This window comes from Xanthomonas euvesicatoria (assembly GCF_013112235.1).
In the GTDB taxonomy this organism is placed as follows: domain Bacteria; phylum Pseudomonadota; class Gammaproteobacteria; order Xanthomonadales; family Xanthomonadaceae; genus Xanthomonas; species Xanthomonas euvesicatoria.
This window is the reverse complement of sequence record NZ_JABFFS010000001.1, coordinates 1,696,616-1,718,262: the sequence shown is the minus strand read 5'-3', so window position 1 is coordinate 1,718,262 and position 21,647 is coordinate 1,696,616. Positions and strand designations below refer to the sequence as shown.

Genomic DNA, 21,647 nt, shown 5'->3' with positions numbered 1-21,647 from the left:
CGCCCCACCGGCCACGCTCACTTCCACTGCCTGCGCGCCACGCTCAGCCCCACCCAACCCAGTGCCGCTGCAGCCAGTACCGCGCCGCCGATCACCACACCCATCCACCCGGCCTGCGCATACGCGGCCGTGCCCAACGTCGACCCCACGGCACCACCGATGAAATAGCAGGTGATGTAGGCCGAGGTGATGCGATTGCGCGCCGCCGGGTTGCGCTGATAGATCACGCTCTGGTTGGCGATATGCACGCCCTGCACTGCGATATCCAGCAGCAGCACGCCGACGATCAGCAGCCCGATCGACTGCGGCGCAAACGCGAGCAAGCCCCACGACAGCAGCAACATCGCCAGCCCGCCCCAGCTCACGCGGTCGCCATGGCCGTGATCGGACCAATGCCCGGAACGATTGGCCGCCAGTGCACCGGCCGCACCGATCAGGCCGAACAAGCCGATCACCGCAGTGCCATAGCCATAACTCGGCCCGGACAACAAAAACGCCAGCGTGGTCCAGAACATGCTGAATCCTGCAAAGATCAGCCCGCCCAGCACCGCGCGCGAACGCAGCACCGCATCGTCGCGCAGCAGCGCCAGCACCGAGCCCACCAACTGCGGATACGCCAGTTGCGCGTTGCCGGGATGGCGCGGCAGCCCGCGCCACAACAGCCCGGCGGTGAGCAACAACGCGACCGAGGCGATCCAGTACACCGTATGCCAGCCGCCGACACCGGCCAGCACGCCGGCCGCGGTGCGCGCCAGCAAGATCCCCAGCAGCAACCCGCTCATCACCGTGCCGATCACCCGGCCACGCTCGTGGGGCGCCGCCAGCGTGGCGGCGAACGGCACCAGGATCTGCGCCGCCACCGAGCTGGCGCCGGTCACGATGGTGCCGACCAGCAACATCGCAAAACTGTGCGAACTGGCGCTCACCAGCAGCCCGAGCGCGCTCAGCACGAACAGGCCCACGATCAGGCCGCGGCGCTCCAGCCGGTCGCCAAGCGGCACCAGCAACAGCAACCCTGCCGCGTAAGCCAGCTGCGCCGCGGTGACCACCGCACCGGCACTGCGCACCTGGATGCCGAACGCCTGCGCCAGCGTTTCCAGCAGAGGCTGGGCGTAGTAATTGCTCGCCACCGCCAACCCGGTGGCGGCAGCCATCAGCAGCACCAGGCGACGGGGCAAGGGCGGGTGGGAGGTGGGCTCGGTCTGCATGGCTGCTGCCTGGTCAAGGAATGTGCACAGTGTGGGCAGCCGGCACGCATCTTTCCAATGTATTGTTTTCACCATCGCCATCTTTTTTCGAGATTGCATGCTGACCTTGCGCCAACTGGAATTTGCCATTGCCGTGGCCGAAGAAGGCGGCTTCACCGCTGCTGCGCGCCGCTGCAACACCGTGCAATCGGCGCTCAGCCACCAGGTCGCCAAGATCGAAGAGACCTTCGGCGCACGCCTGTTCGAACGCGGCACCCGCCAGGTGCGGCCCACCGCCGCCGGCGAGGTGTTCCTGCACAATGCCCGCCAGACCCTGCGCGCTGCCGAGCGCCTGCACGAGGAAATGGCACAGGCCCTGGGTACCGTGCGCGGGCGGCTGGCGTTGGGGCAGATTTCCTCGCTCACCACCGTGCAACTGCCGGCGTTGCTGCAGCAGTTCCGCAGCGCGCATGCGCGGGTGGACGTGCATCTGCGCACCGCCATGAGCGAGGCCTTGCTGCACGATCTGGGCGAAGGCCGGCTGGATGTCGCCCTGGTGGGGGTCGGCCCGCAGCTTGCGGTGCCGGCGCAGCGCCTGCTGCTGCATGAAGAGGCCTTGGCCTTGATCGTGGCACCGGGCCACCGCTTTGCCGCACGCAAACGGGTGGCACTGGCCGAGCTTGACGACGAACCGATGGCCGGGCTGGTTCCCGGTGCCGGCGTGCGCGGCATCATCGATGCTGCGTTTGCGCAGGGGGGCCTGCGGCAACGCCAGCAGTACGAAGTCACCCACGCCGATCTGGTGCGCGAACTGGTCGCCGCCAACCTGGGCGTGGGCATCGTCCCGCAGACCATGGCCGGGGCCATGCACGGCGTGGTCGCGGTGGCCTTGAAGGAGCGTTACCGCTTTCTGACCTACGCGGTGTGGCGGCCCGATCCCAGCCCGGCCGCACGCGCCTTCGTGGCCTTGCTGCGCGCCCAGCACGCGCAACGCAGGCCGCCGGCACCTAGAAGCCGCTGAACGCAGCCGCCATCCACCAGCACGCCGTGGAAGCCTGCTAGGCTGCGCGCGTTCGCAAAGGAAACTGCATGTCCGGTCACAGTCAGTTCGCCCTGCTCAGGCAGCGCCGCTTCTTGCCGTTCTTCGCTGTCCAGGCGCTGGGCGCGTTCAACGACAACGTCTATCGGCAGGCCATCATCGGCCTGTTGTTCTATCTCGGCATCGATGCCGCCCAGCGCACGCTGTATACCAACCTGGCGCCGGCATTGTTCATCCTGCCGTACTTCCTGTTCTCCGCGCTGGCCGGGCAGATTGCCGAGAAGCTGGAAAAGCAGAAGCTCATCGTGATCACCACCACGATGGAGATTGCGATCATGTCGCTGGCTGCCGTCGGCTTCATCACCGAGAACATGGTGATCCTGCTGATTGCGCTGTTCTGCACCGGCCTGCAGTCCACGCTGTTCGGGCCAGTGAAATATTCGATCCTGCCGTCGGTGCTGAAGCCGGAAGAACTCACCGGCGGCAACGGCCTGGTCGAGATGGGCACCTCGATCTCGATCCTGTGCGGCATGATCTTCGGCGGGCTGATCTTCCAGATCGCCGGCAGTCATGGGCCGGAGGCTGCCGCCACAGCGGTGATCGCGATTGCCGTCACTGGCAACCTGGTGGCGCGGCTGGTACCGCGCGTGGACGCCGGCGCGCCCGAGCTGAAGATCAACTGGAACCCCATTCCCGAATCGCGCGCCATCATGCGCCTGACCCGCCGCACGCTGGCGGTGCGCAACGCGGTGCTGGGCGTGTCGTGGTTCTGGTTTGTCGGCACCGTGCTGACCGCGCAGCTGCCCACCTATGCGCAGCTCAACCTGGGCGGCCAGCAGGACCTGTACGTGTTCGCGCTGGCGCTGTTTTCGATCGGCACCGGCGCCGGCTCGCTGCTGTGCGAACGCCTGTCTGGCCGCACCGTGGAAATCGGCCTGGTGCCGCTGGGCGCGTTCGGCATCAGCGCCTTCCTGCTGGACCTGTACTTCGCCCGGCCTGGCGCGGCGCCGGCCACCGGCCTGTCGATCGGCCAGTTCGTGCAGCAGCCCGGCAGCGTGCGGCTGATCATCGACCTGGTCGGCATCGGCCTGTTCACCGGCCTGTTCGTGGTGCCGTTGTTTGCGCTGATCCAGAGCCGCACGCCCAAGGCCGAGCTCTCGCGCGTGATCGCCGGGCTCAATATCCAGAACTCGTTGTTCATCGTGGCTGCGGCGGTCATCGGTATCGCGCTGCAGTTGCCGCAGGTGGTGCTGTTCGGGGTGCGGATTCCGCTGCCGGGCCTGAGCATTCCGCAAGTGTTCCTGGCGCTGGCGATCGCCAACACGCTGGTGGCACTGTGGATCTTCACCCTGGTGCCCGAATTCCTGATGCGCTTCCTCAGCTGGGTGCTGGTGAGCGTGTTGTACCGCCTGCGCGCGCGCAACATCGACGCGCACGTGCCCGACGAGGGTGCCGCCCTGCTGGTGTGCAACCACGTCAGCTACATGGACGCGCTGATCCTGTCGGCGGTGATCCCGCGTCCGGTGCGCTTTGTCATGTACTACAAGATCTTCCGCATCCCGGTCATGCGCTGGATCTTCCGCACCGCCAAGGCCATCCCGATCGCCGGCGCGCGCGAAGACCCCGCATTGATGCAGCAGGCCTTCGACCGCATCGATGCCGCATTGGCCGATGGCGAGCTGGTGTGCATCTTCCCCGAGGGCGCGTTGACCAAGGATGGCGAAATCGCCCCCTTCAAATCCGGCGTGGAAAAGGTTCTGCAGCGCCGCAACGTGCCGGTCATTCCGATGGCGCTGCGCGGCATGTGGTCGAGCATGTGGAGCCGGCGCGACACGCGCCTGGGCCGCATGCGGGTGCCGCGGCGGATGCGCGCGCAGATCGACGTGGTGGCAGGGGCAGCAGTGGCCGGCGATCAGGCCAGTGCCGCGCTGCTCGAACAACAGGTGCGCGCGCTGCGGCAGGATCAGCCCTGAGCCCGGCCGGTGCAGGCTTTGCGTCCATGGCGCGCCGCGAGTAGCCTGTGCGCCATTGCACGCTTTGCCGTCGCAGCCGCCAAGCGGACGCGGCCGGTCGTACCGGGGGGACGTCGTTGTGCTCAACATCATCGCGCCTGAGGCGTCTGCCGTAACCGGCGGGCGTGACGCATTCCAGCGGCTGGCTGTGCCGGCAGCGATGGGCATGCCACCGCGTTCGTTCGCTGCGCAGGCGTGGAGCGCCCGTTCGCTAGCGCGAGCAGCCCTCCGGCACCGCGCAACGCTACTCGCCGCTGCCGCGACCGAACGCGGGCCCCGGCTCCCACGCGCGCCAAAGCGCGCATGAGAGTCACTCGGCCGTCGTCAGCGCACACCGGGCGCATCGCCGCCGCGCATGGCGCCCGATAATCCACCCCACTCACCCATCAGTTCGCTGTTGTTTACCACCCAAGGAGCTTCACCATGAGTGCCATGCCACCGCCGATCCATCCCTCGTCCAGCGCCGCGCCCGGCCCGGTACCGAATCACCTGATCTGGGCGATCGTTTCCACCGTGCTGGGCTTTTGCCTGTGCTGCCCGGCGCTGATCTCCGGCATCGTGGCGATCGTGTTTTCCAGCAAGGTCAACGGCCTGCTCAACCAGGGCGACATCGACGGCGCACGTCGCGCCTCCAACACCGCCAAGACCTGGTGCATCGTGACCAGCGTGCTGGCCGCGATCGGCCTGCTGATCAACATCGGCATGGTGGCCACCGGCGGCATGCAGGGCTACATGGACTACATGCAGCAGTTGCAGCACATGCAGTAATGGAACTGCGTCCACGCCACTGGCTTGGACTGGGGGCGGCCACCAGCGTGGCCGCCCTTGGCGTGTCGTTGCTGTATCGCTTCGATCCGAATGCGGGCAACAGCCCGTTCCCGCCCTGCGTGTTCCGCGCCGTCACCGGCTGCTATTGCCCCGGCTGCGGCATGACCCGCGCACTGTATGCGCTGGTCCACTTCGACCTGCCCGGCGCCTTCGCAATGAATCCGGCCGCCGTGCTCGGCCTGTTCACCCTGCCCGGCCTGATCGCCTGGAAAGCCGGCTGGCGCGCACGCTGGTTTGCCCCGGTGGTGGCCGTGATGTCCGAACCGAAGTTCTGGTTATGGGCCTTGCCGATGTATTGGATCGCAAGGAATCTGCCGTGGTACCCGTTTACGCTGCTGGCGCCGGGTTAGACCGCAAACAAGCGCGATGCGCCGAGGTTCCCACGCGGACGCGCGCTACACATCCTTTCGCACGACATCATGCGCGGCGCTACCGCACCCATCCCGCAATCACCAACAACGCCAGCACCACCAACCACAGCAGCAGCACGCGCCACACCAGGCTCATCGCATCGCGGACTTCCGGCAGGCGGCGCCACACCGGTACCAGGCCCGAATCGGTGTAGTCGTGCGCTTCCTCGCGCAGCTCGGCGCTGACGCTGGCGCGCGCCACCGCGCCGAGAAAATGCGGCTCCAGCGACCAGCGATTGCCGTGCGCCTCGCGCCAGGCGCGGAACACCGTATCGAAGTTACCCACCAGCGCCATCGATATCGTCATCAACTGCGCCACCGGCCATTCCAGCACCGCCAGCAACCAGCGCGCGCCAGCCAGATTGCGGGGCGGCAGCAACACGGCCAGCGGGCTTTCCACCGCCAGCGCAGTGAGCCGATACAGCACCGCGCCGAACGGCCCCAGCAGCAGAAACCACCACAGCACCGCGAACCAGCGCCGCAGGCCGTTGACCACCACCGCTTCCACCAGCGATGGCGCATCTTCATGCACGCTGCCGCCGGCGGCCTGCAGGTGCGAAATCGCTTCGCGTCGCGTGTGCGGCTCGTCGGCGTCGATGACCGCTTCCACATCGCGATCCAGATCGCGCGGGCCCCAGGTCCAGGCCAGCACCGCCACGCCGAACAGCAAGTCCAGAAAACCGTGCCAGACATCGTCCAGCAGCCACTGCACCAGCAGCACCACCAGCGCCGGCAGCACCGCCAGCAGCACGCCATAGCGCCCTTGCCACGCACCGCGCCCGGCCGCGTAACCGTCCAGCCGGCGCAGCCATTGGCCGAACCAGGCGAAATTGCGCAGCCTGGCTACCTGCGCCGGTACCAGATGGCCCAGCGTGAGCGCGACGACGACGGCAACCAAGGTGGTGAACATGGGCAGGCCTCCTCAGCCGAGTCTAGCCGAGCGGACGCGAGCGCCGCTGCAACACTGCAAAAGCCGGCCTGGCTCAGCCATGCGCACGATGCCAATGCTCGATCAACGCACGCGCAATGGAAATGCGCGGCGGCAACCCGATGTCGCCCTCGCCGGCCAGCGCAGCGCTGACCTGCGCATGGCTGACCCAGCGCGCGTCTTCCAGCTCACCGGTGACCTGCGGCACCTCGGTCGCTGCGGCACGCGCGGTGAAGCCCAGCATCAGCGCGCCCGGGAAGGGCCACGGCTGCGCGCCCAGGTAGCGGCAGTCCTGTACATGCACGCGGGTTTCCTCGAACACCTCGCGCGCCACGGTCTGCTCCAGCGACTCGCCCGGTTCGACAAACCCGGCAATCACCGAATAACGTCCTGGGGCCCAGCTAGCCTGGCGACCAAGCAGCAAGCGCGCTCCATCGCTGACCGCCACGATGATGGCCGGGTCCACGCGCGGGTAATGCTCGGTCTGGCATTGCGTGCAGTGCGCGATGAAGCCGGCGCGCCGGAACGCGATCGCACCGCCGCAGACACCGCAAAAGCGCGTGCGCGATTGCCAGTGCAACATGGCGCGTGCATAGGCGAAGGCGGTAGCGATCTCGGCAGGCCAGTCGGCGGCGGCCTGGCGCAGATCGATCCGCTGCGGCGCCTGCACCGCGACAATGTCGGCCGGCACACAAAACCAGCCCACCGCATCGCGCAGACCCAGGAAGATCGCAGCCTCCGGCCCGTCGCCCAGTTCGGCGCCATCCAGCAACAATGGCTGGCCATCGGCATCGGCCAGCGCCGCGCCTTTGGCGTCGATCAACAGCACACGGCCCTGCGGCCACAGACGCGCCAGGGCGTCGGGATCGTCACGCAACATATCGCCGCGATCGAGCGGCGCGTGGGTGAAGGCAAAACCGGAAGATGAAAAAAGAGACTCTGACATCGGCGCAAGCCTGCCGATAATCGGCAGCGCCTGCAACCATCGTACGCACTCGACCGAGCGCGCCTGCGGTGCGTGTTCAGACGCGGGCGCCGCCCGCGCTGGCCACCGGCTTGGAACGTGGTTCACGCCTGGTCGCGCGGCCCCCATCACGGGACCGCGCGCAGGCGCGGCCATGCCAGTACACGCACGTTCGCCAATGGTCACGGCAGTGCGCTGCACCGGCTGCAGTGAAGAACCGTGCAGGTGCGGGCTTGGGATACGCCCGCACCTGCACGGTTCTTTCGGCAGGGTCAAGCAACGAGCGCTGTATCAGCGCTGCTTGTCCAACAGCTGATGCCGCACCGCCACGATGCACGGCTCGTTCGTCAACAGATGGGCGAAGGCCGAGTTGTCGCTGGAGTTGCCGGTGCCGATATCCACCAACGCCACCTGGTTGCTGCCACGCCGCTTGAAGCTGGCGATGGCGGTCTGCGCGTTCTTGAGCGGAATGGTGGCATCGTTGGACGAACCGCACAGCAAGGTCGGGGTTTGCGGCGCCCACGCCAGCAGATCGTTGCGCGCCAGATCCTGGCGGAACGGGTTGGCGGGGTTGCTGGCAAAGTCGCGGTAGAAGCCAGGCTGGAAATACGCCTTGATTTGATCGATGCCTGGCAAGGTGTCGCCGAGAAACAGATCGGTCAGGCTTTGCTTGCCCGGGAACAAGGGCTCCACTTTGGCAGTCCACGGCTCCTGAAACACCTGTCCGGGCTCCAGATAGATGTTCTTGTAGGTGTGCTCCATCGCGACGATGGCATAGCTGCCCAGAATGATGCCGAAGCTGCTTTCGCCTACCGCATTGCTGCCGCTCCAGCTGTCCAAAAATGTCTGCTGCAGCGCGTAAGGCCCGGAGATCGGCGCACTGGCCACCAGATGGAATTCCTTGGACAGATGCGTCTCTATCTCACGCTGGGTGGCCATCGCCGTGTGGCCGCCCTGCGAATAACCCGACAGCATCACCTTGCCGGACAGCGGCGTGTTCAAGCGCTGCAACACATTGCGCGCCGCACGCATCGCATCGATGGTCGCACTCGCCTCGGTCGCGCTGTGCAAATACGGGTGATAACCGTAGTTGGACTTCCCGAGCCCCAGATAATCACTGCTGACCACGACATACCCCTGGCTGGCCAGGCGCGTGACCAGTGGGTCGTTGCCCTTGGCATCGCGGATGTCCTTGGCCTGCTCCTCAGTGCGAACCGTTCCGGTCGGACGTCCCCAGCCGAGCAACGGATACGGCCCTACGCACCGCTCGCCATCTGGAACCAGCAGCACGCCAGATGCGGTTGCAGGTTCGCCTTCGACACCGACGGTTGCATAGGTGAATTCGGCGACACGGACATTGCATTTGGGCTGTTCGGCCTGCGGCTCGGAGGCCAGCATCGCGCCGATCGCGTCACGGCTGTAGCTGGTCAGGAAATTGCTGGTAAGCAAGGTACCGCGCGCGGGCGCGGCCTGCGCGGCGGGTGCAAGCACTGCGCTGGCGATGCCCAACATGGCCGCCAGGCCAAACGCCGATCGGGAGTTGATCTGCAACATGAAGTAATGCTCTCTTGGGGAAGGACGGAACAGACGCGCAGCAATCAGCCGACACCGGATCGGTGCCGGTGCCCGATCCAGGTGCGGAACGAGCGGGAACGCTCACTGCACCACGGCGTGGAATCGACACAAGGCATGGCATGCGCATCAGCACGGTGTCGCACACGACTGCGGTGGATCAGCGTGGACAAGCGGCAATGCCTGAAAAAAACGCGCATATCGTGGCGCCAGCGGTAAGCACGCACGCAGTATGGTCATCCGGATCTGCGCGCCATCGCGCACGCACGAAGCTGGCGCGCGCGCCGCGAAACCTGCAGCGCAGAAAGTGGCGTGGCGCGTTACGCGCGCGTGCAGATCACCCGCCTTGCGGGCGCAGCCCAAGCAATCGGGTGCGTGCCCGGCGATCGACCGCCAGCGACTCGCTGCATTCCTGCCGTCGTGCTGAAGCACCCTGCAGCGCCGCGCATGACGCAGGCATTTTCAACTACGCACGTGGCTCGCAACGACGCGCGCGGTTCGCTCGTCTCCACGTGGCGCACAGCGCTGTCATCGTCTTGAAGCATTGCCGCAGTCATTGCGCAACGTGGAAGCACTCACACGCATGCCTGACCAGTGGCGGCCATGTACGCACTGCGCAGCTCGGGTTGGCCGCCTCATCGTGATGGCGGCCGGCGGTCGCCCGACGAGCCGCAGCCGCACAACAAGCGATGCACCACCCTCATCACAGCGCGCACTGCAAGGCGAGCGAGGCATACCGGCCAGTCCCGCCACCTGCAACGCCCACCTCATCGCGAGCCGGTCAACATCTCGCGCAAACAGCGCGCAGCCGTACCGCAATCGATCACACGTTCGGCAATCGCCTTGGCATCAACGCAGGTGCCTGCAGGAATAGGCGCTACGCGCCAGCAATTCGCATTTGCCCAGATGCATCGAACAATCCGCATCTATCCAGAGGCAATCAGACGCTGAAGCTGCTTCCGCACCCGCAGGTGGTCTTCGCATTGGGATTGCGGATGACGAACTGCGCGCCGGTCAGGCTTTCGGTGTAATCCACCTCGGCGCCCATCAGGTATTGCAGGCTCAGGGGATCCACCAGCAGCGTCACGCCATCGGTGGCCACGGCCAGGTCGTCCTCGGCGCGGTTCTCGTCGAACTCGAAACCGTACTGGAAACCGGAACACCCTCCGCCCTGGATGTACACGCGCAATGCCAGGTCGGCGTTGCCTTCTTCCTGGATCAGCTCGCGCACCTTGGCGGCAGCGGCCACGGAGAAGTTCAGTGGCCGGTCGATGGACTGGTAGTCCGGCGCCGGGGCGACAGTAGGAAGCGAAACGAGCGTACTCATGGCGCCAGCATGGGGGCCAGACGGTCCTACTTCAAGCCAGGCCGCCGCATCGGCTGCCGCGGCATTCACCGCGCATGCCGCACTCAGGCGTCGGCGGTTTCGGCCTGCAACGCCGTGGCCGGCTCGGCACGGCCGGCTTCCGGCGCCGGCAGCGCCGCGGTTGCACCGGCCGTCGCGGCATGGATCAGCCGCCCGGTGAGCTGCGCGCCGGCGCTCATTTCCACCACCTGGTAGTGCACATTGCCCTGCACGCGCGCATTGGCGGCCAGTTCGACCCGCTCGGCCGCATGCACATCGCCGGTCAGCTGGCCGTTGATGATCACCACCGGCGCACGCACCTCGCCTTCGATGCTGCCCTGCTCGGCCACCGTGAGGGTCGCGCTGGCGCCGTCTTCGGCGATCACCTTGCCCAGGATGCGGCCTTCCACATACAGCCCGCCGCTGAACATCAGGTCGCCGCGGATGACCACCTGCGGCCCGATCAAGGTATCGACCACGGTCTGCGCACCACGGTTGGACTTGTTTCCGAACATGAGCTACTCCCCCGCGCCATTGCCGGCGACTTTCCAATCGAATGTCTGACTGACCGGCGCCCCATCGCCGCTCAGGGAGATCTTGACACGTTGCGGGGTGAAATCCTTCGGCAGGATCACGCTACCGTCCAGCTGCTGGAAATAGCGGAACGAGTACGGCTGCCCGGCGGCATCGGGCTTCTGGTGCAATTCGTTCCAGCTCACCGTCACCAGCTTGCCGGCGCGCACGCCTTCCACCGCAAAGCGCAGTTGGCCCTGGCTGATCGCGCCGCGGTTGAGGTTCTGGGTCAGCACCACGCTGTAATTCCAGGTGCCGCCGGCTTCGGCAGTGAATTGCACCGAGTGCGCGTTGAGCCCCTTGCGCTGCGCGGTGGAGCCCACCAGCCGCTCGTAGAACGCCACGTCGGCGCGCAGCGCGGCGATCTGCTCGTCGCGCTCGGCCAGCGAGGCCTGCACTTCGGTATTGGCCGCGCGGCTGATCTTGTCGGACATCGCCAGATTGACCTGGCGCTGCTGCAACTGCTCGATCTGCCGACGTTGCTGGGCCTGGCTGCGTTGCGCCTGCTGCAGCGCTGCCTCGGCCTTCACCAGCCGCGGTGCAGCCGTGCGCGTGGCCATCCACCACACCCCGCCCAGCGAAGCCAGCCACACGATGGCCAGCAGCAGCCACAACCAGCGGCGACCGGGCCGGCCGCCGCCGGAGGCACGTTGGACGATCTGCACGCGTGCGGCTGGTCTCATGGGCATCGGGTCCGGACGGGCCGGCGCAATCATGGGCGGCGTAGTGTGCCAGAGCCCAGACAATGGTCGCGCTGGCGTTGGACCGGCGGTTATCCCAAAGTTCTGCGATAGTTCTGCAATTGTTTGCAGGGAACCACGCCATGAGCGAAGCGCATCTGTTCGTGATCGGCATCCTGCTGGCCTGGCTGGCCGGCATCCGGGTCTATCTCACCGTGTTCGGCGTCGGCCTGGCCGGCCTGCTGGGCTGGATCGACTTGCCGCCGGCGCTGCATCCGGCGCAGTCGTGGTGGGTCCTGGGCACCTCCGGCGCGCTGGCAGTGGCCGAGTTCTTCGCCGACAAGATCCCGGGGGTGGATTCGGGCTGGGACCTGCTACAGACGCTGGCCCGCGTGCCCGCCGGCGCCTTCCTGGCCGCGGCAACGCTCTCGCCCGACGGCGACCTGGGCGCGGGCGCCCTGGCGGCCGGTGCCGGCGTGGCGCTGACCAGCCACACGCTCAAGGCCGGCACGCGCGCATTGCTCAACACCTCGCCCGAACCGGCCAGCAACTGGATCGCCTCGCTGGCCGAGGACACCATCGCCACCACGGCCTTGGCACTGGCACTGGCGCACCCCTGGCTGGCACTGGGTCTTGCGGTGGGTTCCAGCCTGCTGGCGGGGCTGGTGGTGTGGTGGGTCTGGCGATTGCTGTGGCGGGGCATGCGTCGGCTGGTTGCGCCGATGCGCCCCGCCGCTACGCCAACTGCACGCAGCTCCCCGCTACCGTGAAGTTCATCGCATAATCACAGCGACTGTAGGGAGTATCGATGGCCGCCCGAGATCCGGTTTCTTCCACCACACGTGACGACACCGCCACGCGTAATCGTCCACTTCGCGCCGAGACGCCGCCGGCCGACCACTGGCGTCGCTGGGCCGATGAGGTTGCGTCGCCGGTCGACACCGCTGTGCCGGTGAGCGCGGCGATCATTCCTGCGCCTGCCACTGCAGCGGTGCCCAGCCCGGCCGCGGCCGTGTCGGCGCCGCGCGCGTCGGCGGCCAGCGGCAGCGCGCGTGTTGCCGCAGCATCGGCGCCCACGGCGTTACCCACATCGGCAGCGGCCACCGCGCCGCACGACGGCGAGGACAATGTCGCCGCCGATGCGCCGTACCGCGTCCTCATCGTCGAGGACGACCGCTCGCAGGCCTTGTTTGCGCAGAGCGTGCTGCACGGCGCCGGCATGCATGCGCAGGTCGAAATGACCGCCGCCAGCGTGCCGCAGGCGATCCAGGACTATCACCCGGATCTGATCCTGATGGATCTGCACATGCCCGAGCTGGACGGCATCCGCCTGACCACGCTGATCCGCCAGCAGCCCGGTCAGCAGTTGCTGCCGATCGTGTTCCTGACCGGCGACCCGGACCCGGAGCGCCAGTTCGAAGTGCTCGACAGCGGCGCAGACGACTTCCTCACCAAGCCGATCCGCCCGCGCCATCTGATCGCTGCGGTGTCCAACCGCATCCGGCGCGCACGCCAACAGGCGCTGCAGCAAGCCGGCGAACAGGTCAGCGCGCGCAGCAATCCGGAAACCGGCCTGCCCACCCGCGGCCACGTGATGGACCTGCTCGCCGATGCGCTGGAGCGCAAGCAGTCCGGCGGCCTGTTCTTCATCGAGATCGCCAGCGCGCTCGGCCTGCGCGAGCGCTACGGCTATGCCGCCTACGAGCGCCTGATGACCCAGGCCGGGCACCGCCTGGCCAGCGCTGCCCAGCCCTACCCGCTGGCGCGCCTGAACGACAACAGCTTCCTGCTGCTGGCCGTCGACATGCCCGAAGCCAGCCTGGAACAGCAGGCACTGGAGATCCGCCAGCGGCTGTCTGCCAACGCCTTCCCGGTGCGCGAAGAAGAATCCGTGCACGTGCGCTGCGCCATCGGCGTGGCACCGCTGGGCGTGGGCTTCGATGACACCGGCAGCGCGCTGGAAGCGGTCGAACGCACCGCGCTGCAGGCACGCCTGCGCAGCGACGGCGTGCAGACCTACCTGGCGCCCAGCCAGGCCGAACAGCAGGAACAACTGCGGCTGGTCGAAGGCCAGCTCGAACTGGCCTATCAGCCGATCGTGGCCGTGGCCGGCGGCGACACCGCGCAGTACCAGGTACTGCTGCGGCTGCGCCAGGCTGACGGCACCTTGCTCTCGGCAGGCCAGGTCATTCCTGCCGCAGAAGCCGCCGGGCGCATCGCCGATCTGGACCAGCAGGTCATGGACCACGCGCTGGGCCTGCTGCACCTGTACCAGCACGCCAGCCCGCCGCTGCGCCTGTTCGTCTCGCAATCGCCGCGCACGCTGGCCCGCGACGCGTTCGCCGACTGGCTGCTCAAGGCGCTGGTCGAACGTGGCGTGGCCGGCCAGTCGCTGATCGTGGATCTGCGCCTGGACGATGCATTGATCCATGCCGTCACCGTGCAGCAGTTCTGCGCCAAGTTGATGCCGGCCGGCGTGCAGTTCTGCCTCAGCCAGTTCGAACCCGGCGACGAAGCCAACGCACTGCTGGCCCAGCTGCCGCTGAGCTTCGTGCGCATGGCCAACCGCTTCGCCGATGCGCACGGCAACGCGGCGGTGCGCGACGAACTGCGCGGCGTCATCGACATCGCCCACCAGCGCGGCCTGCTGATCATCGGCCAACGCATCGAAGATCCGCAGGCCGCGGCTGCGATGTGGATGAGCGGCGTGGATTTCATCCAGGGCAACCTGGTGCAGACGGTCGGCAAGGAACTGGACTTCGACTTCACGAGCGCGGTGCTCTGAGTGAGAGAGCGGGCAGCAGGTCTTCGCGCCTGGAGCATCTTGGCAGTGCTGGCCGCGCTGGCGGCCGCACTCGGCGCAGGCCTGCAATGGTCGTCGCTGCAAGGCCCCTGGCGCGCCGTCAGCGCGGCGTCGGCAGTACTGGCGGTGGTCTGCGGGCTGTGCGCCGCACTTGCGGCCCACCGGGCTGCCCAGGCGCAGCATGCGTTGGCACAGCGCCTGGAAGAGGCCGACCTGGCCCGCGAACGCTTGCAGCAGGAACTGCGGCGCCACGGCGAACTCGAACAGGAACTGTTGCGCGCCAAGCAGGCCGCCGAGGCCGCCACCCTGGCCAAGGGCGAATTCCTGGCCACCATGAGCCACGAGATCCGCACCCCGCTCAACGGCATCATTCCGATGCTGGAGCTGATCTCCAGCGGCCAGCTCAGCGTTGACCAGCGCGACATGCTGCAGACCGCCACCGGCAGCTCGCTGCAGCTGCTGCGCATCGTCGACGACATCCTCGATTACTCCAAGCTCGAGGCCAACAAGCTCGAACTGGAAATCACCACCTTCAACCTGCGCGAGCTGCTCGACGGCGTCATCCAGTTGCTGCAGCGCACCGCCGAAGGCCGCCAACTGCGCCTGAGCCTGGATATCGAACCGTCGGTACGGCTGCTGGTGCGCGGCGACCCGATCCGCCTGCGCCAGGTGCTGGGCAACCTGATCGGCAACGCCATCAAGTTCACCGAACGCGGCAGCGTCGACATCCAGCTGCGCCGCCTGGGCGAAACGCGCGCCCAACACCTGCTGCGCTTCCAGGTGCGCGACACCGGCATCGGCATCGCCCCGGACCAGCAGGCACGCCTGTTCCGCTCCTTCGCACAAGCCGATGCCTCCACCACGCGGCTGTACGGCGGCACCGGCCTGGGCCTGGCGATCTGCAAGCGCATCATCGACCTGATGGGCGGCCGCATCGGGGTGGAATCCGAACCCGGGCGCGGCTCCACCTTCTGGTTCGAAATCCCGCTGCTCAAGGTCATCGGCGATCTCCAGCAGGCCACCGGCGCCGATGCCGCACGGGTGATGGTGATCAGCTCCGATGCGCGCCTGTCGCAACGCCTCAAGCGCCTGCTCGACAGCTGGGGGGTGTCGCACGTGCTCATGGAAACCACCCAGGAAGCGCTCGAACGCGTGCGCCGGCACAACGACAGCGAGGGCTTCCGCTGCGTCATCGCCGACCACGACACGTTGCGCTACAGCGCGCGCGCGGTGCACCGCGCGCTCGCCCGCCCGGAAAACGCCAACAGCGCGCGGCTGATCTGGCTGTACGGCGAAGAACCGGTGCCGGCCGAACTGCAGGATCACGCCACCCTGGTGCCGCGCCAGAGCCCGGACGAAACCCTGCGCGCCCTGGTGCTGCCGCCCGAACCCAAGCCCGCCCACGTCACCACGCTGGCCTCGGCGATGATCCCCGAGCCATTGCCGCCGCCGATGGCCAATGCGCGCGAGGTGCGCATCCTGCTGGTCGAAGACAACCCGGTGAACCTGCTGGTCGCGCAGAAGCTGCTGGCCGTGCTTGGCTTCGAGGCCGACACCGCCACCGACGGTGAAGCCGCACTGGCCAGCATGGAATCCACCCGCTACGACATGGTCTTCATGGATTGCCAGATGCCGGTGCTGGATGGCTATGCCGCCACCCGCCGCTGGCGCGCGATGGAAACCGAGAGCGGCGGCCGCCCGATTCCGATCGTGGCCATGACCGCCAACGCCATGGCCGGCGATCGCGAACGCTGCCTGGCCGCCGGCATGGACGACTATCTGTCCAAGCCGGTCGCACGCGAACAGCTCGACGCCTGTCTGCAGCGCTGGCTGCCGCGTCAGGCGCTGCTGCCCGGCCCAAGCAGCGCCGGCCAGGCGACCCACGACCCCGAAAGCGCCAGCGCCGCTGCCCAGGCACGCGCACTGCCGATCCTGGACAACAACGTCATCGACGAGCTGTACGAAGTGGCCGGCGCGGACACCATCACCATCCTGCAGCTGTTCCTGGAAGACGCACCGCTGATCATCGAGCAACTGGAAGCGGCCGCCGCCAACCGCGACAGCATGCAGCTGCGCGACCTCGCCCACACCCTCAAGTCCTCCAGCGCCAACGTCGGTGCGCAGGCGGTGTCCAACGCGGCCCGGCGCATCGAACTGGCCGCCCGCACCGGCACTATCGAACGCCCCTCAGTCATGGTCGCCCTGGTCATCGCCGAATACGCCCGCGCCCGCCTGGCGCTGCTAGGCCAGGTCGCCCGCCTGCAAGCCGCTGCCAGCGCCACAAATCCGTAGTCGCATCAGCGCTGTCGAAGCAGCAGCAGACGCCTGGCGCCGCCACCTGCATCGAACTGCTGAGGGATGCCATCCCGGCCGCGAACACGCTCGGGTAGAGCCGCCCTAACCACGAACGTTATTCGGCCGCTGCCCTGACAGCGCGGTGAGCGGCCCGGGATCCTGGTTCCGAAAGGACACCAGAGCCCCTCTCCTGCGGGAGAGGGGTTGGGGCGAGGGTAAGGACGAAGCCGCGCACTCTCACCCGGCAACAGAATCTGTAGAAGCAAATCATCAGCGAACAATCGCTGAGAACCCCGACCGGCAGCAGTACCGCGCATCCGCAAATTCAGGGCCAAACAAGACAGCCCTGACCATGCGCGTTCAGTCGTCCAGCTTGGTCAACAGGTAATTCGGCTCGCCGATGCGCGCCACCAGGTCCAGCTGGGTTTCCAGCCAGTCGATGTGCTCTTCTTCGGACTCCAGGATGTCCACCAGCAACTGGCGGCTCACGTAGTCCTTGACGGTCTCCGCATACGCCACCGCCTCGCGCAGCACGACAACCGCCTCGCGCTCCAGGGTCAGATCGCAGCGGAACATCTCGGTGGGGTTCTCGCCGATGCGCAGCTTGCCCAAGGCCTGGAAATTGGGCAGTCCTTCGAGAAACAGAATGCGGTCGGACAGCTTGTCCGCATGCTTCATCTCGTCGATGGATTCCTTGTACTCATGCTCGGCCAGTTCTTTCAGGCCCCAGTTCTTCAGCATCTTGGCGTGCAGGAAGTACTGGTTGATCGCAGTGAGTTCGTTGTAGAGCACCTTGTTGAGGTACTCGATGACCTTGGTATCGCCCTTCATGCGATGTCTCCGAGACAGTGAGCCGGCCGCACTCTAGCGCGTTGGCGCGGCACATGAAGGAACGCGAATCGTGATCAGTTGCGGGACGCGCCGCGGGCAGCTGCCAGCTGCAATCGCGAATCAGGCGTGGAAGGCCGCAGTCTTGTGCCGGCTATCAACGGGCGACCACTTTGCCGCAGGTGGCGCCGGCGAGGCAGGATGGAACTGGCATTCGCGGCGCGGGCCGGCAGATGCATCTGGCATCAGGTACCGCGTGGGAATCCCGGAACAGCCATCGTCGGGACATCGGCCCCGAGCGCCTGCCTCAGGCAGCGCTAGCCAGCCCCAGGAGCGGCAACGGCAATGCGCGGGTGGCATGTGCCTGGTTCAACAGATCGCCCGCCATCTCCAGGCATGAGCCGCAATTGGAGCCACAGCCGGTACGCATGGTCAGTTCGGCAAGGCTGGCGCAGCCATTCTCGGCCGCTTCGCGGATCTGGTGGTCGGTGACCCCATTACAGATGCAGACGTACACAGTATCGGTCGGGTGTTGGCGATCCGGAAAGGACCGGCGCTGATTGCACCGCAAACGAGAATAGGTGTCAATTCCATCCGTTAATCATTATTAATCCGCATCGCGCGAGCCCCGCTGCGCTTGCGTGGCCGCTTGCGTGGGCTGTCGTGCCCCGCCGCGCTGCTGCCCGGCAGCCACGCCTCCAGCGCACGTTGGGGCATCGCACCGACTGCCGCCGGGCCGGCCAGGCTTTGCGCAAGCGGCGCCAGATGACGCAGCGCGCGCGCATAGACGCCGCGCTTGAACATCACCACGTGCTCGACCGGATACCAGAAATCCACCCAGCGCCAGTGGTCGAACTCCGGGGTGTCGGTATGGTCGAGCTTGAGATGGGATTCATCGCCGGTGAACTGCAGCAGGAACCAGACCTGCTTCTGCCCGATACACACCTGCCGCTCATTGAGGCGCACTGCCCTGCTGGGCAGCCGATAGCGTAGCCAGCCAGGCGTGGCGCCGAGCAATTCCACATGCTCGGGCAACAACCCGGTTTCTTCGCGCAACTCGCGGTACATGGCTTCAACGGGCGTCTCATCGGTGTTCATGCCACCCTGCGGGAACTGCCAGCCGTCCCTGCGCACGCGTCGTGCCCAGAACACCTGACCGTCCTGCCGCATCAGCACAATGCCGACGTTTGGCCGGAAACCGTCCGGATCGATCACGATGCGGACTCCTGAAAATCTACTGCCACCGACTCTGCCACGGCGACGCCCGGCTCACAAGCTGAAAACGAAATGCTTGACAACAGCACGACGCATCGTGAGAATTGCCGGCTCCCTAGGCTATGTAGCTCAGCCGGTTAGAGCACAGCACTCATAATGCTGGGGTCGGTGGTTCGAGTCCACCCATAGCCACCAAGGTGTTCACGCCCTCACCGGCATGCAATAATCTTGGGCCAACGCGTTTTATTGCCCCGTCGCCAAGCGGTAAGGCACCTGACTCTGACTCAGGCATTCGGTGGTTCGAATCCATCCGGGGCAGCCAAACTCAAAAGGTCCGATCGAAAGATCGGGCCTTTTTTGTTGCCCGGCGTCCGGCGGCGACGCATGGCGCATCTGCGTTCATGCATATCGCGTTCGGCCTCCAGGGCGATCCTGGCCACGCGCTCGTACAGGGCACACACCAGGACCCAAAACGACAAAAGCCCGGCATGGCCGGGCTCTTGAAGCAGGCATCCGGCGAACCGGGATGCACCAAACGCCTTGGATCAGCGCTTGGAGAACTGGGTGGCGCGACGGGCCTTGTGCAGACCGACCTTCTTGCGCTCGACTTCGCGAGCGTCGCGGGTCATGAAGCCAGCCTTGCGCAGCTCGGACTTCAGGGTTTCGTCGTACTCGACCAGCGCACGGGCGATGCCCAGACGGATCGCACCGGCCTGGCCGGTGGTGCCGCCGCCGGAGGCGGTGACCATGATGTCGAAGCTTTCGGTGTTCTTGGTCAGTTCCAGCGGCTGGCGCACGATCATGCGCGCAGTCTCACGACCAAAGAATTCGTCCAGCGGACGATCGTTGACGGTGATGTTGCCGGTGCCCTTGCGCAGGAAAACGCGAGCGGTGGAGGACTTGCGGCGGCCAGTGCCGTAGTTTTGCGTGATAGCCATGATTAGATATCCAGAACTTGCGGCTGCTGGGCGGCGTGCGGATGCTCGGCACCCGAATAGACCTTGAGCTTGCGGTACATGGTGCGACCCAGTGGGCCCTTCGGCAGCATGCCCTTGACGGCGATTTCGATCACGCGCTCCGGGTGGCGCTGCAGCGCCTGCTCCAGGCTCTCGGTCTTCAAGTTACCGATGTAGCCGGTGAAGCGGTGATACTTCTTGTCTTTCAGCTTGTTGCCCGTGACGACGATCTTCTCGGCGTTGATTACCACCAGGTAATCGCCAGTATCGACGTGAGGGGTATAAACCGGCTTGTGCTTGCCGCGCAGGCGGCGGGCCAGTTCGGTGGACAGACGGCCGAGCGTCTTGCCGGCGGCGTCAACGAGATACCAGTCGCGCTGGACGGTCTCGGACTTGGCGGTGAACGTAGTCATGAGAAAACTCTTGAGTGGTCGGGCGGATTGCAGCGGCCGATGACCACTGGAACTTTGCCACGCGTTGTGAAGGCGAAACAGAAGAGGCGGGATTGTACGGGACGTTCGGCGGCGGCGCAAGTTGCAGCAACAACCGCGCCATGGCGGTTGGCAGCACGGCGGAGCGGGGCCAGAATCGCCGTATGACCCAGATCCCCCCCACCCGCCTGCATAGCCCGCTCGACCGGCTGCTGGTCGAAGCCCAGCGCGCGCTGGACACCGTCTTCGGCAATCCGCCGGCCGAGCGTCCCAATCCCGCCGCCGACACGCCCGACGTCGTCCTGGACCCGGAGCAGCGTCGCCATGCGGCCGGCCTGATGCGCATCAACCATGTTGGCGAGGTGTGCGCGCAGGGCCTGTATTTCGGCCAGGCCGCCGTCGCCCGCGACGCACACACCCAGCACCATCTGCTGGAAGCTGCCCAGGAAGAAACGGATCACCTGGCCTGGTGCGCCGACCGCCTGCACGAGCTGGACAGCCGCCCCAGCCTGTTCAACCCCGTGTGGTACGCCGGCAGCTACGCGCTCGGCGCGCTGGCCGGGCTGCGCGGCGACGACTGGAGCCTGGGATTCGTGGTCGAAACCGAACGCCAGGTCGAAGCGCACCTGGACGAGCATCTGGAAACCCTGCCCCAGAACGACCAACGCAGCCGCGCCATCCTGCGCGTGATGAAGATCGACGAGGCCCGCCATGCCGACCAGGCCGAGCAGGCTGGCGCCCGCCCGCTCCCGGCTCCGATCCCAAGCGCGATGGCCCTGGCCTCCAAGCTGATGAAGACGGTTGCTTACCGCCTCTAGTTGGGAATTGGAAATTGGAAATTGGGAATCGGGGATTGGGGACTGACGACCAGAATCTAGCCCGTACCCGAGTACACCCGACACGGCGATCAACCGCTGGCCGGCACACCACTGAAGCACAGCCCCCCCTTGTTGAGGGGGGGCGCGCCTAAGGCGTGGGGATAGGCAGCCTCTGAGTCGGGGTCCCAAGGTTTGCGCCGCAAACCTGGGGCTGTGCCCGCATTGCGCGTGCAGCTACGGCCGAATGCGCGGGGATAGGCAGCCTCCAGTCGGAGCCCAGCGTTTGCGCAGCAAACGCTGGAGGACTGACTACCCGACCAGCTTCAGCCCGATCACGCCGGCCACGATCAGACCGATGCATGCCAATCGCGACCACGAGGCGCTATCGCCAAATAGCGCGATACCGGCAATGGTCACGCCCAGGGCGCCGATGCCGGTCCAGATCGCATAGCCGGTGCCCACCGGAATGGTCTTCAGCGCCTGCGTCAGAAACCACAGGCTGATGCCGGCAAGGCCGATTGTCAGCACGGTCGGCCACAGGCGAGTGAACCCGTCGCTGTATTTCAGTCCCATGGCAAAGCCGATTTCGAACAGGCCGGCCAGCAACAGATAGATCCAGGGCATTGCAGTACTCCTCACAGAAAAAACGGACAAAAAAAAAGCGACCCAGTGTCTGCACACTGGGCCGCCGTCGGCTGTGGAACGCGAGGTCGTCGCGTGGCGGGCCGTCCCGCCTTAAGGCGTTTGCGCGCTTGCGAGCAAG

At 66.5% G+C, this 21,647-nt stretch carries 21 protein-coding genes and 2 tRNA genes; 10 read left to right on the top strand and 13 right to left on the bottom strand.

Going from position 1 to position 21,647, the window contains the following annotated elements; all coding sequences use genetic code 11:
- Positions 1 to 17: 17 nt before the first annotated feature.
- The gene (locus HLH45_RS07295) at positions 18 to 1,208 is read right to left on the bottom strand and encodes an MFS transporter (RefSeq protein WP_008574013.1); all 1,191 of its coding nucleotides are present in this window, start codon (positions 1,206 to 1,208) and stop codon (positions 18 to 20) included.
- Positions 1,209 to 1,305: 97 nt separating this feature from the next.
- Here HLH45_RS07295 and HLH45_RS07290 point away from each other — a divergent pair, with 97 nt between their 5' ends.
- The 4 genes from HLH45_RS07290 to HLH45_RS07275 all read left to right on the top strand — a co-directional run bounded on the left by HLH45_RS07290 (position 1,306) and on the right by HLH45_RS07275 (position 5,416).
- Positions 1,306 to 2,208 carry a LysR family transcriptional regulator gene (locus HLH45_RS07290; protein ID WP_008574012.1) on the top strand — a complete coding sequence of 301 codons (903 nt, stop codon included), beginning with the start codon at positions 1,306 to 1,308 and terminating at the stop codon, positions 2,206 to 2,208.
- Between the two features lie 68 nt (positions 2,209 to 2,276).
- Positions 2,277 to 4,199, top strand: a complete 1,923-nt coding sequence (locus tag HLH45_RS07285; RefSeq protein WP_008574011.1) for an MFS transporter — start codon at positions 2,277 to 2,279, stop codon at positions 4,197 to 4,199.
- Positions 4,200 to 4,661: 462 nt separating this feature from the next.
- Positions 4,662 to 5,006, top strand: coding sequence for a CD225/dispanin family protein (locus tag HLH45_RS07280; RefSeq protein WP_005920117.1), 345 nt, complete (start codon positions 4,662 to 4,664; stop codon positions 5,004 to 5,006).
- Entirely contained in the window at positions 5,006 to 5,416 is a 411-nt protein-coding gene (locus HLH45_RS07275) for a DUF2752 domain-containing protein (protein WP_008574010.1), read from the top strand. Before HLH45_RS07280 ends, HLH45_RS07275 begins: the two co-directional genes overlap by 1 nt.
- Positions 5,417 to 5,495: 79 nt before the next feature.
- Here HLH45_RS07275 and ampE read toward each other — a convergent pair whose 3' ends face one another.
- From ampE to HLH45_RS07245, 6 genes are all read right to left on the bottom strand, one after another.
- Positions 5,496 to 6,386: a regulatory signaling modulator protein AmpE gene (gene ampE, locus HLH45_RS07270; protein WP_008574009.1), complete on the bottom strand. Its 891-nt coding sequence runs from the start codon at positions 6,384 to 6,386 to the stop codon at positions 5,496 to 5,498.
- 73 nt (positions 6,387 to 6,459) lie between these two features.
- A complete protein-coding gene (nudC, locus tag HLH45_RS07265; protein ID WP_014089201.1) occupies positions 6,460 to 7,350 on the bottom strand; it encodes an NAD(+) diphosphatase in 891 nt (296 codons plus the stop codon).
- Positions 7,351 to 7,659: 309 nt separating this feature from the next.
- Entirely contained in the window at positions 7,660 to 8,922 is a 1,263-nt protein-coding gene (locus HLH45_RS07260; RefSeq protein ID WP_008574007.1) for a lipase family protein, read from the bottom strand.
- A gap of 958 nt (positions 8,923 to 9,880) precedes the next feature.
- A complete protein-coding gene (gene erpA, locus HLH45_RS07255; protein WP_008574005.1) occupies positions 9,881 to 10,267 on the bottom strand; it encodes an iron-sulfur cluster insertion protein ErpA in 387 nt (128 codons plus the stop codon).
- Between the two features lie 83 nt (positions 10,268 to 10,350).
- Positions 10,351 to 10,800: a bactofilin family protein gene (locus HLH45_RS07250; protein WP_008574004.1), complete on the bottom strand. Its 450-nt coding sequence runs from the start codon at positions 10,798 to 10,800 to the stop codon at positions 10,351 to 10,353.
- Positions 10,801 to 10,803: 3 nt separating this feature from the next.
- A complete protein-coding gene (locus HLH45_RS07245; protein ID WP_033478798.1) occupies positions 10,804 to 11,541 on the bottom strand; it encodes a DUF6776 family protein in 738 nt (245 codons plus the stop codon).
- 140 nt (positions 11,542 to 11,681) lie between these two features.
- Here HLH45_RS07245 and HLH45_RS07240 point away from each other — a divergent pair, with 140 nt between their 5' ends.
- From HLH45_RS07240 to HLH45_RS07230, 3 genes are read left to right on the top strand one after another with little or no spacing between them, the layout of a single operon-like run.
- Positions 11,682 to 12,308 carry a DUF4126 domain-containing protein gene (locus HLH45_RS07240; protein ID WP_011346185.1) on the top strand — a complete coding sequence of 209 codons (627 nt, stop codon included), beginning with the start codon at positions 11,682 to 11,684 and terminating at the stop codon, positions 12,306 to 12,308.
- 38 nt (positions 12,309 to 12,346) lie between these two features.
- Positions 12,347 to 14,323 (top strand): EAL domain-containing protein, encoded by a 1,977-nt coding sequence (locus HLH45_RS07235; RefSeq protein ID WP_008575603.1) that lies wholly within the window; start codon positions 12,347 to 12,349, stop codon positions 14,321 to 14,323.
- A 39-nt stretch (positions 14,324 to 14,362) separates the two neighbouring features.
- Positions 14,363 to 16,633, top strand: coding sequence for an ATP-binding protein (locus HLH45_RS07230; RefSeq protein ID WP_033478980.1), 2,271 nt, complete (start codon positions 14,363 to 14,365; stop codon positions 16,631 to 16,633).
- 363 nt (positions 16,634 to 16,996) lie between these two features.
- Here the strand turns inward: HLH45_RS07230 and bfr are convergent, their stop codons facing one another.
- From bfr to HLH45_RS07215, 3 genes are all read right to left on the bottom strand, one after another.
- Positions 16,997 to 17,467, bottom strand: a complete 471-nt coding sequence (gene bfr / locus HLH45_RS07225) for a bacterioferritin (RefSeq protein ID WP_003483093.1) — start codon at positions 17,465 to 17,467, stop codon at positions 16,997 to 16,999.
- 304 nt (positions 17,468 to 17,771) lie between these two features.
- Positions 17,772 to 17,981, bottom strand: a complete 210-nt coding sequence (locus HLH45_RS07220) for a (2Fe-2S)-binding protein (protein WP_008575600.1) — start codon at positions 17,979 to 17,981, stop codon at positions 17,772 to 17,774.
- An 80-nt stretch (positions 17,982 to 18,061) separates the two neighbouring features.
- Positions 18,062 to 18,679 carry an RNA pyrophosphohydrolase gene (locus tag HLH45_RS07215; protein WP_008575598.1) on the bottom strand — a complete coding sequence of 206 codons (618 nt, stop codon included), beginning with the start codon at positions 18,677 to 18,679 and terminating at the stop codon, positions 18,062 to 18,064.
- Between the two features lie 118 nt (positions 18,680 to 18,797).
- Between HLH45_RS07215 and HLH45_RS07210 the strand changes: the two genes are divergently transcribed.
- Both HLH45_RS07210 and HLH45_RS07205 read left to right on the top strand, forming a co-directional pair.
- A tRNA-Met gene (locus HLH45_RS07210) sits at positions 18,798 to 18,874 on the top strand.
- Positions 18,875 to 18,926: 52 nt separating this feature from the next.
- Positions 18,927 to 19,001: transfer RNA gene (locus HLH45_RS07205), tRNA-Gln, on the top strand.
- Positions 19,002 to 19,224: 223 nt separating this feature from the next.
- Here the strand turns inward: HLH45_RS07205 and rpsI are convergent.
- Both rpsI and rplM read right to left on the bottom strand, forming a co-directional pair.
- Positions 19,225 to 19,617, bottom strand: coding sequence for a 30S ribosomal protein S9 (gene rpsI, locus HLH45_RS07200; protein WP_003483085.1), 393 nt, complete (start codon positions 19,615 to 19,617; stop codon positions 19,225 to 19,227).
- Between the two features lie 2 nt (positions 19,618 to 19,619).
- Positions 19,620 to 20,048 (bottom strand): 50S ribosomal protein L13, encoded by a 429-nt coding sequence (gene rplM, locus HLH45_RS07195; protein ID WP_003483082.1) that lies wholly within the window; start codon positions 20,046 to 20,048, stop codon positions 19,620 to 19,622.
- A 182-nt stretch (positions 20,049 to 20,230) separates the two neighbouring features.
- On the opposite strand from rplM, the gene coq7 reads away from it, so the two are divergent.
- Positions 20,231 to 20,884 carry a 2-polyprenyl-3-methyl-6-methoxy-1,4-benzoquinone monooxygenase gene (coq7, locus tag HLH45_RS07190; protein WP_033478993.1) on the top strand — a complete coding sequence of 218 codons (654 nt, stop codon included), beginning with the start codon at positions 20,231 to 20,233 and terminating at the stop codon, positions 20,882 to 20,884.
- A gap of 309 nt (positions 20,885 to 21,193) precedes the next feature.
- Here the strand turns inward: coq7 and HLH45_RS07185 are convergent, their stop codons facing one another.
- The gene (locus HLH45_RS07185) at positions 21,194 to 21,508 is read right to left on the bottom strand and encodes a DMT family transporter (RefSeq protein ID WP_003483069.1); all 315 of its coding nucleotides are present in this window, start codon (positions 21,506 to 21,508) and stop codon (positions 21,194 to 21,196) included.
- Between the last annotated feature and the right edge of the window lie 139 nt (positions 21,509 to 21,647).